This window comes from Streptomyces anandii JCM 4720 (genome assembly GCF_014650655.1).
Lineage (GTDB): Bacteria > Actinomycetota > Actinomycetes > Streptomycetales > Streptomycetaceae > Streptomyces > Streptomyces anandii.
This window is the reverse complement of sequence record NZ_BMVJ01000015.1, coordinates 112,068-127,065: the sequence shown is the minus strand read 5'-3', so window position 1 is coordinate 127,065 and position 14,998 is coordinate 112,068. Positions and strand designations below refer to the sequence as shown.

Annotated in this window: 14 protein-coding genes; 4 read left to right on the top strand and 10 right to left on the bottom strand. The window is 72.8% G+C overall.

The features are described from left to right. A partial coding sequence (locus IE249_RS25070) for a UDP-glucose dehydrogenase family protein (RefSeq protein WP_229859228.1) occupies positions 1–1,298 on the top strand: 1,298 nt, incomplete at its 5' end. Between the two features lie 141 nt (positions 1,299–1,439). Here the strand turns inward: IE249_RS25070 and IE249_RS25065 are convergent. Further along, on the bottom strand, positions 1,440–1,946 hold the full coding sequence (locus IE249_RS25065; protein WP_189708128.1) for a CGNR zinc finger domain-containing protein: 507 nt from the start codon (positions 1,944–1,946) through the stop codon (positions 1,440–1,442). 133 nt (positions 1,947–2,079) lie between these two features. Here IE249_RS25065 and IE249_RS25060 point away from each other — a divergent pair, with 133 nt between their 5' ends. After that, positions 2,080–2,478: a VOC family protein gene (locus tag IE249_RS25060; protein WP_189708126.1), complete on the top strand. Its 399-nt coding sequence runs from the start codon at positions 2,080–2,082 to the stop codon at positions 2,476–2,478. 17 nt (positions 2,479–2,495) lie between these two features. Here the strand turns inward: IE249_RS25060 and IE249_RS25055 are convergent, their stop codons facing one another. The 4 genes from IE249_RS25055 to IE249_RS25040 form a co-directional block, all read right to left on the bottom strand. Further along, positions 2,496–3,632, bottom strand: coding sequence for a dipeptidase (locus IE249_RS25055; protein WP_189708124.1), 1,137 nt, complete (start codon positions 3,630–3,632; stop codon positions 2,496–2,498). 152 nt (positions 3,633–3,784) lie between these two features. After that, positions 3,785–4,963 carry a dipeptidase gene (locus IE249_RS25050; RefSeq protein ID WP_189708122.1) on the bottom strand — a complete coding sequence of 393 codons (1,179 nt, stop codon included), beginning with the start codon at positions 4,961–4,963 and terminating at the stop codon, positions 3,785–3,787. A gap of 5 nt (positions 4,964–4,968) precedes the next feature. After that, on the bottom strand, positions 4,969–5,496 hold the full coding sequence (gene purE / locus IE249_RS25045; RefSeq protein WP_189708119.1) for a 5-(carboxyamino)imidazole ribonucleotide mutase: 528 nt from the start codon (positions 5,494–5,496) through the stop codon (positions 4,969–4,971). Then, entirely contained in the window at positions 5,493–6,632 is a 1,140-nt protein-coding gene (locus tag IE249_RS25040) for a 5-(carboxyamino)imidazole ribonucleotide synthase (protein ID WP_189708117.1), read from the bottom strand. The genes purE and IE249_RS25040 overlap by 4 nt, the downstream gene beginning before the upstream one ends. 219 nt (positions 6,633–6,851) lie before the next feature. On the opposite strand from IE249_RS25040, the gene IE249_RS25035 reads away from it, so the two are divergent. Next, positions 6,852–7,397: a GtrA family protein gene (locus tag IE249_RS25035; protein WP_189708115.1), complete on the top strand. Its 546-nt coding sequence runs from the start codon at positions 6,852–6,854 to the stop codon at positions 7,395–7,397. Between the two features lie 59 nt (positions 7,398–7,456). Here the strand turns inward: IE249_RS25035 and IE249_RS25030 are convergent, their stop codons facing one another. Next, complete coding sequence (locus IE249_RS25030) at positions 7,457–8,728, bottom strand: sensor histidine kinase (RefSeq protein ID WP_189708113.1); 1,272 nt, start codon at positions 8,726–8,728, stop codon at positions 7,457–7,459. Positions 8,729–8,772: 44 nt separating this feature from the next. Beyond that, positions 8,773–9,450 carry a response regulator transcription factor gene (locus IE249_RS25025; protein ID WP_053661516.1) on the bottom strand — a complete coding sequence of 226 codons (678 nt, stop codon included), beginning with the start codon at positions 9,448–9,450 and terminating at the stop codon, positions 8,773–8,775. 552 nt (positions 9,451–10,002) lie between these two features. Between IE249_RS25025 and IE249_RS25020 the strand changes: the two genes are divergently transcribed. Next, a complete protein-coding gene (locus IE249_RS25020; protein ID WP_189708112.1) occupies positions 10,003–11,499 on the top strand; it encodes an oligopeptide:H+ symporter in 1,497 nt (498 codons plus the stop codon). A gap of 212 nt (positions 11,500–11,711) precedes the next feature. On the opposite strand, the gene IE249_RS25015 is transcribed toward IE249_RS25020, so the two are convergent. The 3 genes from IE249_RS25015 to IE249_RS25005 form a co-directional block, all read right to left on the bottom strand. After that, positions 11,712–13,040 (bottom strand): hypothetical protein, encoded by a 1,329-nt coding sequence (locus tag IE249_RS25015; protein ID WP_373304439.1) that lies wholly within the window; start codon positions 13,038–13,040, stop codon positions 11,712–11,714. Beyond that, on the bottom strand, positions 13,037–14,302 hold the full coding sequence (locus IE249_RS25010; protein WP_373304438.1) for a hypothetical protein: 1,266 nt from the start codon (positions 14,300–14,302) through the stop codon (positions 13,037–13,039). Before IE249_RS25010 ends, IE249_RS25015 begins: the two co-directional genes overlap by 4 nt. Then, positions 14,299–14,998: hypothetical protein (locus IE249_RS25005; RefSeq protein ID WP_229859226.1), on the bottom strand; the 700-nt coding region annotated here is incomplete at its 5' end. The genes IE249_RS25010 and IE249_RS25005, both read right to left, overlap by 4 nt.

Below are 14,998 nucleotides of genomic sequence, written 5' to 3'. Positions count from 1 at the left end.
CCCACGCCGCGGCCATGGCCGAGATGGGGTTCGAGGTGCTCGGTCTCGACGTCGTGCCCGAGAAGATCGAGATGCTGCGCCGGGGCGAGGTCCCGATGTACGAGCCGGGGCTGGAGGAGCTGCTGCGCCGGCACGTGGCCGGGATCGAGGGCTCCACCGGGCGGCTGCGCTTCACCCAGGACTGGGCCGAGGTGGGCGCCTTCGGCGACGTCCACTTCGTCTGCGTGAACACCCCGCAGAAGCACGGCGAGTACGCCTGCGACATGTCCTACGTCGACTCCGCGATCACCTCGCTCGCCCCGCACCTGGCCGGCCCCGCCCTGGTCGTCGGCAAGTCGACCGTGCCGGTTGGCTCGGCCGACCGGCTGGCCCGGACGATCGCCGAGCTCGCGCCCGCGGGCGAGGACGCCGAGCTGGCCTGGAACCCGGAGTTCCTGCGCGAGGGCTTCGCCGTCCAGGACACCCTGCACCCCGACCGGATCGTGGTCGGCGTGCGCAGCGAGCGGGCCGAGAAGCTGCTGCGCGAGGTGTACGCGGCACCGATCGGCGAGGGCTCTCCCTTCGTCGTCACCGACTTCCCGACCGCGGAGCTGGTGAAGACCTCCGCGAACTCCTTCCTCGCCACGAAGATCTCCTTCATCAACGCCATGGCCGAGGTGTGCGAGGCCGCGGGCGGCGACGTGGCCAAACTGGCGGAGGCGATCGGGTACGACGACCGGATCGGGAAGAAGTTCCTGCGCGCCGGGATCGGCTTCGGCGGCGGCTGTCTGCCCAAGGACATCCGTGCCTTCATGGCGCGCGCCGGTGAGCTGGGCGCGGACCAGGCGCTGACGTTCCTGCGCGAGATCGACTCGATCAACATGCGCCAGCGCGGGCAGATGGTGGAGCTGGCCCGGCAGGCGCTGGGCGGCGGGCCGTTCCTGGGCAAGCGGGTCGGGGTGCTCGGCGCCACCTTCAAGCCCGACTCGGACGACGTGCGCGACTCGCCCGCCCTCAACGTGGCCGGGCAGATCCATCTGCAGGGCGGCCAGGTCACGGTGTACGACCCCAAGGGCATGGACAACGCCCGGCGGGTCTTCCCGACGCTCGGGTACGCCGGTTCCGCGCTGGAGGCGGTGCGGGGCGCGGACGTGGTGCTGCACCTGACGGAGTGGCGGGAGTTCCGGGAGCTGGACCCGGCCGAGCTGGGCGGGGCGGTGGCCTCCCGGCTGATCCTGGACGGCCGCAACGCGCTGGACCCGGAGCTGTGGCGGCGGGCCGGGTGGACGTACCGGGCGATGGGGCGCCCGACCGCCTGAGGGCGCCGGCTTCGGCGCTGCGGCGCTTCCACGGTCTCTTCGCGGATGACGCCGGTTCGGCCGAGGCTCAGTCGGCCGAACCGGCGTCTTCACGCATTCTGCACCACGGCGCGCCGGTGTGCCGGTGAACCTCCTGTGAGTTCACGCATCCTTCGCGCGGTAGCGGCGCATCTTGGCGCGCGCCCCGCACACCCGCATCGAGCACCAGCGGCCGCGCCCGGCCGGGCTGCGGTCGTAGTACGCCCAGTGGCAGGTGTCGGCCTCGCACGCCTTCAGACGGGTCCAGCTGCCCTCGACGAGCGCCTGGGCGACCGCGGCGGCGACGCGTGAGAGCAGCGGTCCGCCGTCGGCGGGGGCGAGGGCGGCCGAGCCGTCGCGCTCGTCGACGTCCAGCACCAGCGGGGCGCCCGCCAGCAGCCGGCCGAGGGGGGTGACCTCGCGGTGCGGCGGGTGGCCGGCGTGCGCGAGCAGCGTGGCGCGCAGCGACTCGCGCAGTTCGCGGGCGAGCGGCGCTTCCTCCTCGGCGATCCCGAAGCGCGCCCTGCCGTCCGCGGTGTCGAGGGAGTCGGCGCCCGTCTCGATGTCCAGCGTGTTCACCAGGGACTCGACGAGAGCCAGGCCCCCCGGTGCGGGCGATCGCTCACTCATGCCAGTGACGGTACCTCCCCTGACCGGTTGCGTCGTTACCGGTTATGGGGGAGCATCAGGTAACCGTTACTGGTTGCCAGCTCCTACGGGTAACCAGGTGACCAGTAACCCCAACCGTCACTGGGAGGAAGTCATGGCTCTCGCCGAGCTGGGTGTCGTCGTACTGGACTGTCCCGACCCGCGCGCGCTCGCCGGGTTCTACGCCGAGGTCCTCGGCGGAACCGTGGAGGGCGAGGGCGACTGGGTGGACCTGAAGGTGCCGGGCGGGCAGGCGCTGGCGTTCCAGGCCGCCCCCGGGTTCGTGCCGCCGCGGTGGCCCGCCGCCGACCACTCGCAGCAGTTCCACCTGGACCTCGTCGTGAAGGACCTCGACGAGGAGTTCCACCTGGACCTCGTCGTGAAGGACCTCGACGCGGCCGGGAAGGGCGTCCTCGCGCTCGGCGCACGGCCGCTGGACGCCGAGGACCGCGAGCGCGGTTTCCGGGTCTACGCGGACCCGGCCGGGCACCCGTTCTGTCTGTGCGCCTGCTGAGATCGGGGTGCGGCGGCTCAGCCGTCCAGTTCGGCGATGCGGGCCGTGGAGGGCTCGCGCCGCCGCTGGGCGGCTCGGGCCGTGAAGTCGGCGCCGCGCAGTACACGCTGGACGTTGCCCCAGGTCAGGAGCGCCACGTCGGACTCGGGCCAGCCCCGGCGCAGGAGTTCGGCGATCAGATGCGGGTAGCCGGTGGCGTCGGGCAGTTCGCGCGGGTGGGCGGTGCCGGCGTCGTACGTGCCCGACAGGCCGACGCACTCGGGGCCGGCGAGCGCGCGGACATGGTCGAGGTGGTCGGCGACGTCGCGGAGCGAGGGACCGGTCTGCTCGGCCGTCAGCGGCACCAGGCACAGGCCCTTGGCGGCGCCGAGTCCGGCGAGCAGGTCGTCGGGCAGGTTGGCCGGATGGGGGCGCAGGGCGCGGGCGGCGGAGCGCGTGAACAGCACGGGCGCACGGGAGGCGGCGAAGGCGCGGCGCACGGTCTGCTCGGAGGCGCCGGACAGGTCGGCGATCACGCCCAGCCGGTTCATCTCCCGGATCACCTCCTCGCCGAAGCGGGTGAGCCCCGCCTCGCTCGCCCAGGAGGCGCCGGACAGGGTGAGCACGCGCAGGCCGAGGGCGTGCAGGGAGCGCAGGATGCCGAGGCAGTCGCCGAGCGCGGCGGCCCCGGCGGGCCCGAGCAGCACGGCGACCCGGCCGCGGTGGCGCACGTCGGCCACCTCGCCGGCGGTGTGCGCCAGGCGCAGCCCCTCGGAGTGGGCGGCGACGACCGTGCGCACCAGGTCGAGCTGTTCCAGGGTGGCGCCCACGGCGCGGTCGCCGGCCAGCCCCTCGGGCAGGTGCAGCGCCCAGAACACGGCACCCACGCCGCCCTCGCGCAGTCGCGGCACGTCGGTGTCCAGGTCGCTCTCGCCCAGTTCGAGGTCGTACCAGGGCAGGCGTCTGAGGGCCCAGGGCAGCCCGCAGTAGCCGTCGGCGACGGGGTGGGCGGCGAGCAGCGCGCGGGCCCGCTCCAGGGGGGCGGCGCCGGGGTCGGTGACGGGGGTGTACGGCGTGGCCGCGAAGGGGTCCTCGACCAGCTCACCGAGGTCGTCGAGGCCCTCCAGGCCGTCGACCCCGGGCGAGGCGTGCAGGTCGTCCTGGAGGTCGGCCATGGCGTGCTCCGTACGTCGGGACCGCGTCGTGGACGCAGTCGTGAGCGCGGTACGGTCACCGTCGCACGGAGCGTGGGGCGCTTCCTGGTGGGTGGGGCGTTCGGGGGTACCGTCCGCTCGGCGCCCGGTGCCGGCCGCCCCACCCGCGCGGATCAGCCGTCGAGCTGCCCGATCGTGGCGTTGGACGGCGCGCGCGTGGCCCGCAGGTCCCGGGCCACGTCCTCGGCGGCGCCCAGCACCCGTACCGCGTTCTGCCAGGTCAGCTTGGCCAGGTCGGTCCTCGACCAGCCGCGGTGGAGGAGTTCGGCGATCAGGTTGGGATAGCCGGAGACGTCGTTCAGCCCGTCGGGGGTGAACGCGGTGCCGTCGTAGTCGCCGCCGATGCCGAGGTGGTCGATGCCCGCGGCCTCGCGCATGTGGTCGAGGTGGTCGGCGACCGTGGCGGCGGTGGCGACGGGGCGCGGGTTGCGCTCCTCGAAGGCGCGGTGGACCTTCATCGCCTCGGCGGTGGTGTCGAGGTGGTGGAAGCCGTGCGCGCGCATGTTCTCGTCGGCGGCGGCCGTCCAGTCGACGGCGGCCTGGAGGACGAACTTCGGTACGAAGGTCACCATCGCCACGCCGCCGTTGGCGGGCAGCCGCTCCAGGACGTCGTCCGGGATGTTGCGCGGGTGGTCGCACACGGCCCGCGCGGAGGAGTGCGAGAAGATCACCGGCGCGGCGCTGGCGTCCAGCGCGTCCCGCATGGTCGTCGCGGCCACGTGGGACAGGTCGACCAGCATGCCGAGGCGGTTCATCTCCGCGACCACCTCTCGGCCGAAGGCCGACAGGCCGCCCACGCGCGGCTCGTCCGTCGCCGAGTCCGCCCAGGCCACGTTGTCGTTGTGGGTGAGCGTCATATAGCGCACGCCGAGCGCGTACAGGCCGCGCAGGGTGCCGAGGGAGTCGGCGATGGAATGGCCGCCCTCGGCGCCCATCAGGGAGGCGATACGGCCCTCGGCGCGCGCCGCCTCCATGTCGGCGGCGGTCAGCGCGGGCGCCAGGTCGGCCGGGTACCGGTCGAGCAACTGCCGTACGCAGTCGATCTGTTCCAGCGTCGCCGGCACCGGGTCGGGCAGGTCCGCGCGGACGTACACCGACCAGAACTGCGCGCCGACGCCGCCCTCGCGCAGGCGCGGGATGTCGGTGTGCAGGTGGGTGTTCTGCGGGCCGGCGATGTCGCGCGCCGCCAGGTCGTAGCGGACCTGCTCGCGCAGGGCCCAGGGCAGGTCGTTGTGGCCGTCGACGACGGGGAAGTCGCGCAGGAGTTCCCGTGCCTCCGCGAGGGAGCTCACCGCGCTCACTTCCCCGTGCCGAAACCGAAGCCGCCGGCGCCCTCGGCCTTGGCGCGCAGCCGCTTGCCCTTCTCGGTGGCCTGGTCGTTCAGGTCCTGCTGGAACTCGCGCATGCGGCCGAGGAGTTCCTCGTCGTGGGCGGCGAGGATGCGGGCGGCCAGGAGTCCGGCGTTGCGGGCGCCGCCGACGGACACCGTCGCCACCGGGACCCCGGCCGGCATCTGCACGATCGACAGCAGCGAGTCCATGCCATCGAGGTACTTCAGCGGCACGGGCACGCCGATGACCGGCAGCGGGGTGACGGAGGCGAGCATGCCGGGCAGGTGGGCGGCGCCGCCCGCGCCCGCGATGATCGCCTTCAGCCCGCGCTCGGCCGCCTGCTCGCCGTAGGTGATCATCTCGCGCGGCATGCGGTGCGCGGAGACGACGTCGACCTCGTACGCGATCTCGAACTCGTCGAGCGCCTTCGCGGCGGCCTCCATGACGGGCCAGTCGGAGTCCGACCCCATGACGATGCCAACAACTGGGCTCATTCGGTGATGGTGCCTCTCAGGTAGCCGGCTGCGTGACGGGCGCGCTCCAGCACGTCGTCCAGGTCGTCGCCGTAGGTGTTGACGTGGCCGACCTTGCGGCCGGGCTTCACGTCCTTGCCGTACATGTGGATCTTCAGCTGGGGGTCGCGGGCCATGCAGTGCAGGTACGCGGAGTACATGTCGGGGTAGTCGCCGCCGAGCACGTTGGCCATGACCGTCCACCTGGCGCGCGGGCGCGGGTCGCCCAGCGGCAGGTCCAGGACGGCGCGCACGTGGTTGGCGAACTGGGAGGTGATCGCGCCGTCCATCGACCAGTGGCCGGAGTTGTGCGGGCGCATCGCCAGCTCGTTGACGAGGACCCGTCCGTCGCGGGTCTGGAACAGCTCGACCGCGAGGTGGCCGACCACGCCGAGCTCCTGGGCGATGCGCAGGGCCATCTGCTCGGCCCGCAGCGCGAGGTCCTCGTCCAGACCGGGGGCCGGGGCGATCACGGTGTCGCAGACGCCGCCCACCTGCCGCGACTCCACCACCGGGTAGGCCACGGCCTGCCCGTGCGGGGAGCGCACGACGTTGGCGGCGAGCTCACGGACGAAGTCGACCTTCTCCTCGGCGAGGACGGGCACACCGGCGAGGAACGGCTCGGCGGCCTCCTCCTCGGAGTCGACGACCCACACGCCCTTGCCGTCGTAGCCGCCGCGCACGGTCTTGAGGACGACCGGGAAGCCCTCCCCCTCCGCCGCGAAGGCCGCCACGTCGGCCGGATCGGTCACGATCCGGTGCCGCGGGCAGGGCACGCCGAGCGCGTCGAGCCTCGCACGCATCACGCCCTTGTCCTGGGCGTGCACGAGCGCGTCGGGGCCCGGGCGCACGGGGATGCCGTCCGCCTCCAGGGCCCGCAGGTGCTCGGTGGGGACGTGCTCGTGATCGAAGGTGATCACGTCACAGCCCCGCGCGAAGGCGCGCAGCGTCTCCAGGTCGCGGTAGTCGCCGATGACGACATCGCTCACGACCTGCGCCGCGGAGTCCTGGGGGGTGTCACTGAGGAGCTTGAATCTGATGCCGAGCGGGATGCCCGCCTCGTGTGTCATACGAGCGAGCTGCCCCCCGCCGACCATGCCGACTACCGGGAACGTCACGCTCCTAGGGTATCGGCCGCGCCGGCCCGGCCGGATTCCGCGCCTTGCGCACGCTGCGCGACCGGGTTCTTACCGATGGTTTCAAGGTCTCTTTCCAGCCTTTTCCGTGACTCTTTCCGACCCGTTTCCCAGCTCATGGCAGGTCCACGGGCGCGGGCCCCGCTCGCTGGTTAGCATGGCGGGGTTGACGAAACCGACCGGACGGGGGCCTGCACGGCCATGGGACAGGGTTCCTCGGGGCTTCGAGCGGCGTCCGCCGCACCGGGAGGCGCGCTGCGCCGCCGTATCGGGCAGCTGTGGCGCGAGGTCGCCAAGTTCGGCGCGGTGGGCGGTGCGGGGCTCCTCGTCAACCTGCTGGTGTTCAACCTGGTACGGCATGTGACCGGGCTGCAAGTGGTGCGGGCGAGCGTCATCGCGACGGTCGTGTCGATCGTCTTCAACTACATCGGCTTCCGCTACTTCACCTACCGGGACCGCGACAAGAGCGGCCGCACCAAGGAACTCACACTGTTCCTGCTGTTCAGCGTGGTCGGCCTGGTGATCGAGAACGGCGTGCTGTACCTGGCGACGTACGGCTTCGGCTGGGACAGCCCACTGCAGAGCAACGTCTTCAAGTTCCTCGGCATCGGCATCGCCACCCTGTTCCGCTTCTGGTCCTACCGCAGCTGGGTCTTCCGGGCGCTGCCCGCCCGGGACACGGTGGCGAACGCGGAGTCGATCCTCGCGACGGAGTCGGGCAGGCCCCGCCCCAAGGTCTTCCGCTGACGTTCCGCCCGCTCGCCGGGCTGCGGTCAGCGGACCGTGTGCTCTCGCCGGGCCGGCGGTCAGCGGACCGTGGGCAGCTCGTCCGGCGTCCTCTTCAGCGGCGGGGTCCGCGAGAGGAACAGGCCGAAGACCGGCGGCTGCGCCTGCAGCAGTTCCAGCCGGCCGCCGTCGGCCTCCGCGAGGTCGCGTGCCACGGCGAGGCCGATTCCGGTCGAGTTGCGGCCGCTGATCGTGCGCTCGAAGATGCGGGCGCCCAGGTCGGCGGGGACTCCGGGGCCCTCGTCGGTGACCTCCACGACCGCCTGGTTGCCGGTCACACGGGTACGCAGGGCGACCGTGCCGCCGCCGTGCATCAGGGAGTTCTCGATCAGCGCGGCCAGCACCTGGGCGACCGCGCCCGGGGTGCCCACGGCCCGCAGATGCCGCTTGCCGGAGCTGACGATCGCCCGGCCCGCGCTGCGGTAGGCGGGGCGCCACTCGGCGATCTGCTGCTGGATGACCTGGTCGAGGTCGAAGGAGACGGCGGAGCCGGTGCGCGGGTCGCGGGAGTTCGTCAGCAGCCGCTCCACCACGTCCGTCAGCCGCTCGACCTGGGTGAGCGCGACGTTCGCCTCGTCCTTCACGGTGTCCGGGTCGTCGGTGAGGGTGATCTCCTCCAGGCGCATCGACAGCGCGGTCAGCGGTGTGCGCAACTGGTGGGAGGCGTCGGCGGCCAGCCGCCGCTCCGCGGTGAGCATCCGCGCGATGCGCTCGGCGGAGGAGTCCAGCACATCGGCGACGCGGTCCAGCTCCGGGACTCCGTAGCGCTTGTGGCGGGGGCGCGGGTCGCCGGAACCGAGGCGCTCGGCGGTCTCGGCGAGGTCGGTCAGCGGGGAGGCGAGCCGGTTGGCCTGGCGGATGGCGAGCAGCACCGCGGCCACCACCGCGAGCAGCGCGACCAGCCCGATGATCAGCAGGGTGCGGCCGACCTCGCGGGTCACCGAGGAGCGGGGCTCCTCCATGCGCACGGTCTCGCCCTGCTCACCCTTGGCGGTGGAGTGGATGACCTCGCCGGACGGTTGGTCGCCGACCTCGATGGGCCGCTGCCCGGGCAGGGTGATCACCGCGTACTGGCCGGCGGCCACCTGGTCGCGCAGCACGTCCGCGTTCACCGTCTCCGCGCCGAGCAGCCGGCTGTCGACGATGCTGGCCAGCCGCAGCGCCTCGGAGTCGACGCGCTCCTGGGCGCTGTTGCTGATCGTACGGGTCTCCACGATCACCAGGGAGACGCCGAAGACGGCGATCACGACGAGCACCACGGCGAGCGTGGACTGGATCAGACGGCGGCGCATGTCCTCTTACCTGACGAAGGCTCCGGCGGCGGGGTCGGCCGGGGTCAGCTCTTCTCGAAGCGGAAGCCCACGCCCCGAACGGTCGCGATGTAGCGGGGGTTGGCCGCGTCGTCGCCGAGCTTCTTGCGCAGCCAGGAGATGTGCATGTCGAGGGTCTTGGTGGACGACCACCAGGTGGTGTCCCAGACCTCGCGCATCAGCTGGTCGCGGGTGACGACCCGGCCGGCGTCCCGCACCAGAACCCGCAGCAGGTCGAACTCCTTGGCGGTCAGCTGGAGTTCCTCCTCGCCCATCCAGGCGCGGTGGGACTCCACGTCGATCCGCACGCCGTGCGTGGCGGGCGGCTGCTGCGGTTCGGCGGCGCCGCGCCGGAGCAGGGCCCGGACCCGGGCGAGCAGCTCGGCCAGCCGGAAGGGCTTGGTGACGTAGTCGTCGGCGCCCGCGTCCAGACCGACGACGGTGTCCACCTCGTCGGCGCGCGCGGTCAGGATGAGGATGGGTACGGTGTGACCGTCGGCGCGCAGCCGGCGGGCGACCTCCAGGCCGTCCATGCCGGGCAGGCCGAGATCCAGCACGACCAGGTCGACACCGCCCTGCATTCCGGCGTCGAGCGCGGTGGGTCCGTCCTCACGCACCTCGACCTCGTAACCTTCCCTGCGCAGGGCGCGGGCCAGCGGCTCCGAGATGGACGCGTCGTCCTCGGCGAGCAGTACACGGGTCATGGGGTGATGGTAGTCCGCCCGTGCCGCCTGCTGGGGTGGTGCTGCGGTGTGATCACCGCGGGCGCTCTTACCTTCCCGCCTGGTGACGCGAACCTTCACCACTCCTTCCCCGCGTCCGGCCCCCTCGATGGTCCGAACCAATGGGGCAGGGATGCGATCCTTGAATACACCTTCGAAACCGGTCGCGGGGTTCCTCCGTTTCCTGTGATCCGTGTCTCAAGTCCTTCCATATCCGGCAGTGTCCTGCCGTATGGTGAGTTGAACGCCTGTAGCACACAGCGGACCTTCGGCGCTCACTCGACGCCGAGGGTCCTCTTTGTGTGCGGGCCGGCTGCCGCCGGCCTGGAAAGGAATGACCTAGGGCCGGGCCTCGTCCACGCATCGACGCGGACGCAAGGCGTGGATCCCGGTGACCGCCGTCCGCCGCTTCCGTGATCCGGAGGCGGACTCCCCCTGGGCGTGGGGTGGACGTGCGGTCCCGCCGGTGCCGGCCGCCCCCCACCGGGCGCGCATCCGCTCACCGCAGCGCGTCCCGACCAGCAAGGAACGACCATGGCGTCCAGCCTGACGAAGGACTCGGTCTCACCGGGCACCCCCGGCTCCGAGAAGACCTTCTTCGGCCACCCCCGCGGCCTGGCCACCCTCTTCATGACCGAGATGTGGGAGCGCTTCTCCTACTACGGCATGAAGGCCCTGCTCCCGCTGTACCTGGTGGCACCGGGCGGCCTGCACATGAACGCGGCGACCGCGACCGCGATCTACTCGGTGTACCTCTCGCTCGTGTACCTGCTCGCCCTGCCGGGCGGCTGGTTCGCGGACCGCGTCCTCGGCCCCCGCAAGACGGTCGCCGTCGCGGGCACCGTCATCATGCTGGGCCACCTGACGCTGGCCCTGCCCAGCGCCGGCACGTTCTTCGCCGGCCTCGGCCTGGTGGCGATCGGCTCCGGTCTGCTGAAGGCCAACATCTCCACGATGGTCGGCCACCTCTACGACGGCCCGGACGACCCGCGCCGTGACGGCGGCTTCACGCTCTTCTACATCGGCATCAACCTGGGCGCCTTCGCCGCCCCGCTGGTCATCGGCACCGTCGGCGAGAACGTCAACTGGCACTTCGGCTTCGCGCTCGCCGCGGTCGGCATGGCGCTGGGCCTGGCCCAGTTCCTGCTCGGCACCCGCCACCTGAGCTCGCACTCGGACGTCGTCCCGACCCCGCTGACCGCCGAGCAGAAGCGCGCCACCCTGATGAAGGCCGCCCTGTGGGCGGGCGTCGCGGTCGTCTTCTACGCGATCGTCGGCTTCTCCGGCGTCTACACCCTGAACTGGCTGCTGGTCCCGATCACCGTCGCCGGCCTGATCATCCCGGTCCTGGTCATCGCCCGGATCAAGCGGGACAAGGACCTGAACCGCGCGGACCAGTCGAAGATGACGGCGTACATCTGGTTCTTCGTCGCCGCCGCCGTGTTCTGGATGATCTACGACCAGGGCGGCTCGACCGTGTCGCTGTTCGCCGACTCCTCGGCGAAGAACACGATCCTCGGCTGGAACTTCCCGGTCTCCTGGTACCAGTCGGTCAACCCGGTCATGATCATGGCGCTGGCCCCGGTCTTCGCCTGGGCGTGGCTGGCGCTGGCCCGGCGCGGCAAGGAGCCGAGCACCGCGGTGAAGTTCGCGATGGGCCTGGTGCTGATCGGCGCGTCCTTCTTCCTCTTCCTCGCCCCGCTGGCGATCGCCGACGGCGGTCACAAGGCGGCCGCGATGTGGCTGGTGGCGGTCTACTTCGTCCAGACCGTCGGTGAGCTGACCCTCTCCCCGGTGGGTCTGTCGGTCACCACGAAGATGGCGCCCGCCAAGTACGCCTCCCAGATGATGGGCGTCTGGTTCCTGGCCGTCACCGCCGGTGACGCCACGACCGGCCTGCTCTCCATCGCCGGCGTCGACCTCAACAAGACGGGCATCGTGACCCTGGAGGCCGTCCTCGCGGTGCTCGCCGGCGTCGCGGTGTGGATGTACCGCAAGAAGGTCAAGGAACTCATGGGCGACGTGCACTGACGGTCGTTCGTCCCGCCGGGTTCCACGGAGGGCCACCGCATCCCCTCGGATGCGGTGGCCCTCCGGCGTTCCGGGGCTGCGCGCCCCGGTGACCGGACCGGCGGCCGGTTCCGTCCGCCGCCCGGCTAGGGCCTTTCTTCCGGATCGGACCGGCTCCGAGGTTCCTCGCCTCCCGGCCGACGCGACCGGCGGCAAGATCCGGAAGAGAGGCCCTAACGGCTGCGGTGGCGCGGCATCAGGGTGAACACGGCTCCGCCGAGCAGGATCGCGGTGCCCGCGACCAGGCCGAGGGCCTTGAGGGCGCCGTGGTCGTCGGCGCCGGTCTGCGCGAGGCCGCCGCCCGTCGACGTACCGCCGCTGCCGGACGCGGTGCCGCCGGACGAGGTGCCCGAGGAGCCGCCGGTCGACTGGCCGCCCGAGGCACCGCCCGGCTGACCTGTGGTGTCCAGGGTGAGGGAGACCTCGGTCTTCGCGGGGGTGCAGGTCGTGGTCGTGCCGAGGGCCTCGATGGTCAGGACGCCGGGCGAGAGGGTGGAGCGGCCGCTCGCGCCGGGCTTGTAGGCGCCCGTCAGATCAGGGATCTCGATGGGGTCGCCGGACTTGATGGGGGCCGCGTTCGCCGGGCCCGCCACATGCACCGTGCCCTTGTCCGCGCCGCCCAGGACGACCTCCATGGAGGGCTTCACCGAGCCCGCGGGGATGTCGGCGGGGCTGTTCATCACGGACTTCTTGAACCGCACGGTGAGAGCGAAGTCGCCCCCGCTCCTCTTCGCGTCGATCTGCACCGGCGAGGTCGCGTTCTTGTCGCCGATGGGCGTCTTGCACCGGTAGGGGACCTGGACCTCCTTGCCCTTGAAGTCGGTGGGGCCACCGCCCCCGGCCGTGCCACTGGGAGTGGGCGACGGGGATGTGACCGTGGGCGACGGGGTGGGGGTCGGAGTGGGCGTCGGGGTCGGGGAGCCGCTGCCGCCGCCCGGCCCGCCGCCGCTTCCGTCCGTCACCTTGATGGTCGCGCCCGGCTGCACGGCCTCCTTCGGGGAGCACTTGGTGTCCGTGGAGATCGGCTGGTTGACGTTGACGTCGTACGCGTCCGGCGTCAGCGTCACCTCCCCCGCCGCCGTCAGCTTCAGCTTCCCCGTCATGTCGGACAGCTTCATGTCGCTGTTCTTCGGGATGGGCGGGTTGGAGCGCGGGCCCTCCATGGCGACGGACGCCGTCTGCGCGCCGGCCGCCTTGAGGGTCCCGGTCGGCTTGACGGTGTCCTTGCCGAGGTCGAGGATGTCCGGGTTCTTGGCGGCCGCCTGGACGAACTTCCAGGTGACCGTCACCTCGTCGCCGACCTTGGCCTCGGCGGGCGCGGTGATCTGCGCCTTCGTGGTGCCCTCCACCGGCGGCAGACCGGAGATGGCCGGCGGGATGCACTCGGTCTTGTACGAGACCTCGGCGGCCTGGGCCGTGCCGGCGCCCAGGCCGAGCAGGGCGCCGGCCCCGCCGAGCACCAGGACGAGGCAGGCCGGGGTGACTCTCCTTCGCGTTCTCACGTGGATCCCTTCCTGGTCGGAGCCGCGGGGTCCGTGGAGTCCCTGGATTCCTCGGAATCCCTGAAGCCCTCGGGTCCCGTGCGGCTCGTCGGGGTGGTGTGGTGCGGTGCGGAGAGCCGGCCGGCCGCGCCCGGACCGGAGTCCGGGGTGAACCACGGCAGGGTCGAAGTCGTGGGCGCGCCGCGCTCGTCGTTACGGAAGCGGGCCGGACGCCGGGCGAGCGCGGTGAGGCGGGCCGCGAACGCCGCGAGCGGCCGAGGGCCGCGGCTTGAGCCGGGGTACGGCCCTGAGCCGGGGTACGGCCCTGAGCCGGGGCCGGGCTCGCTCCTGCGGAATCGGGGGCGGTGCCGGCGGTGGAGGCGGTGGGGGCGGACCCGGTCCACCACGGCCATCCCGGCGCGGAACAGCGCGCCCGGCACGACCAGGCCCAGCAGGACCCAGAACAGCGTCACGCCCCAGGGGCGGCCCACGCCCCACGGCTGCTCGGCCAGGACCCGCCCGCCGTACTTGAGGGAGACGGTGTAGTCGCCGTGCGCCCCTGCGGACAGCTCCACGGGCAGCGTGACCCGTGCCCTGCCGCCGGGCGGGATCGTGCCGCGCCAGCGCTGGTCGTCCCACTGCGGGGCGAAGACGCCGTGGGAGGTGCCGACCTGGAAGACGGGGTCCTTCACGGTGGCCGGTCCGACGTTGCCCACGGTGAAGGCGAGGGTGCGGGAGGGCGGTGCCCCGAACCAGGCCAGCAGCCCGCCGGAGCCGTCGAGTCGCGTGTCGCTCAGGACCGACAGCCGTCCCTCGCCGGCCGGTTCGGCGGGCAGCGGCTCCACGGCGTGCCCGGCGACCTGGAAGATCGCGTCGGCTTCCGCCCGCGCGCCGGTCACCGTCGCCACGTGCACCACGCAGGGGCAGGGCACCGGCGGCTCGGCCACGGGCAGCCGGCGGCGGAAGCGGCCGCCCGCGTCGGTGGTGACGGCACGGCCGTCGGCGTTGGCGCAGGAGTTGGTGCCGCCGATGACGCCCCGGGACGGCACCGACCGCCCGCAGATCAGCAGCATCAGCAGGGTGCGCGGCCGCCATCCGCTGCCCGTGACGGTGATCGAACCCCCGGTCCCCGCCTGCGACGTGGACAGCGTGACACCCGGCCCCCCGGCCGCCGCCGCGGTGCCCACCAGGGGCGGCAGGAAGAGCGCGGACAGCGCGAACAGCACGGCGAACAGCGCCGCTGCGGCCGTGCGACCCGGTGGGGTCCGCAGCCCGCCGCTCACCTCACCGCTCCCGTCAACTCGGCGCTCGCGTACGGTGGTTCGCCGACGTCCGCGCCCTCCGGCCCACGGCGCCCACGCCGTCGTACGGTGAACAGCGCGCCGCCCGCCAGTGCCGCGCCCCCACCGGTGCCGGCCGCCAGCGGCCCCCACGGCACGAACCGCGCCGACGTGCCCGCCGTGTCGTGCGCGCCCCCGGGTGCGGTCACCGTCAGGCGCACCTCCACCGCGTCCAGCGCGGGCCGGCCGGGCCACGGCTCGCTCAGCCGCAGACGGCGGCCCGGCTCCAGCCTGACGGGCAGGGCGCGCGGGGCCCGGTCCAGGACCGTGCCGAGGACGCCCTCCCCGTGCACGGCCAGGCGCGGGGCGAGGACCGTCGTCCCCCGGTTGACCAGTTCGTACGTGATGCGGTCGCCGCGGACGGCGACGTGCTCGACGGTCAGGGCGGCCAGCGCCGGCCCGGCGGCCCGCAGCCGGATGCGTACGGTCGCGCGGTGGCCGTCGCCGTCACGCGCGCCGATCGTCCCGGCGAGGTCACCGGGCGCCACCGTGTCCGGGACGGTGATCGTGAACGGCACGTCGGCGCGGGTGCGGGCGGGCACCCGCACCTCGGTGCGGGCCAGGACGACCGGCAGGCCGGTGCCGCGCAGCCGTACCGTGACCGGTCCGGCACCCCGGTTGGTGACCGAGACCGTGTCC

Bases quoted from the DNA above. Each gene is read 5' to 3' on its own strand.
- IE249_RS25065 (WP_189708128.1), bottom strand. From the start codon at position 1,946: ATGAGTGAGCGATCGCCCGCACCGGGGGGCCTGGCTCTCGTCGAGTCC.
- IE249_RS25060 (WP_189708126.1), top strand. From the start codon at position 2,080: ATGGCTCTCGCCGAGCTGGGTGTCGTCGTACTGGACTGTCCCGACCCG.
- IE249_RS25055 (WP_189708124.1), bottom strand. From the start codon at position 3,632: ATGGCCGACCTCCAGGACGACCTGCACGCCTCGCCCGGGGTCGACGGC.
- purE (WP_189708119.1), bottom strand. From the start codon at position 5,496: ATGAGCCCAGTTGTTGGCATCGTCATGGGGTCGGACTCCGACTGGCCC.
- IE249_RS25035 (WP_189708115.1), top strand. From the start codon at position 6,852: ATGGGACAGGGTTCCTCGGGGCTTCGAGCGGCGTCCGCCGCACCGGGA.
- IE249_RS25030 (WP_189708113.1), bottom strand. From the start codon at position 8,728: ATGCGCCGCCGTCTGATCCAGTCCACGCTCGCCGTGGTGCTCGTCGTG.
- IE249_RS25025 (WP_053661516.1), bottom strand. From the start codon at position 9,450: ATGACCCGTGTACTGCTCGCCGAGGACGACGCGTCCATCTCGGAGCCG.
- IE249_RS25020 (WP_189708112.1), top strand. From the start codon at position 10,003: ATGGCGTCCAGCCTGACGAAGGACTCGGTCTCACCGGGCACCCCCGGC.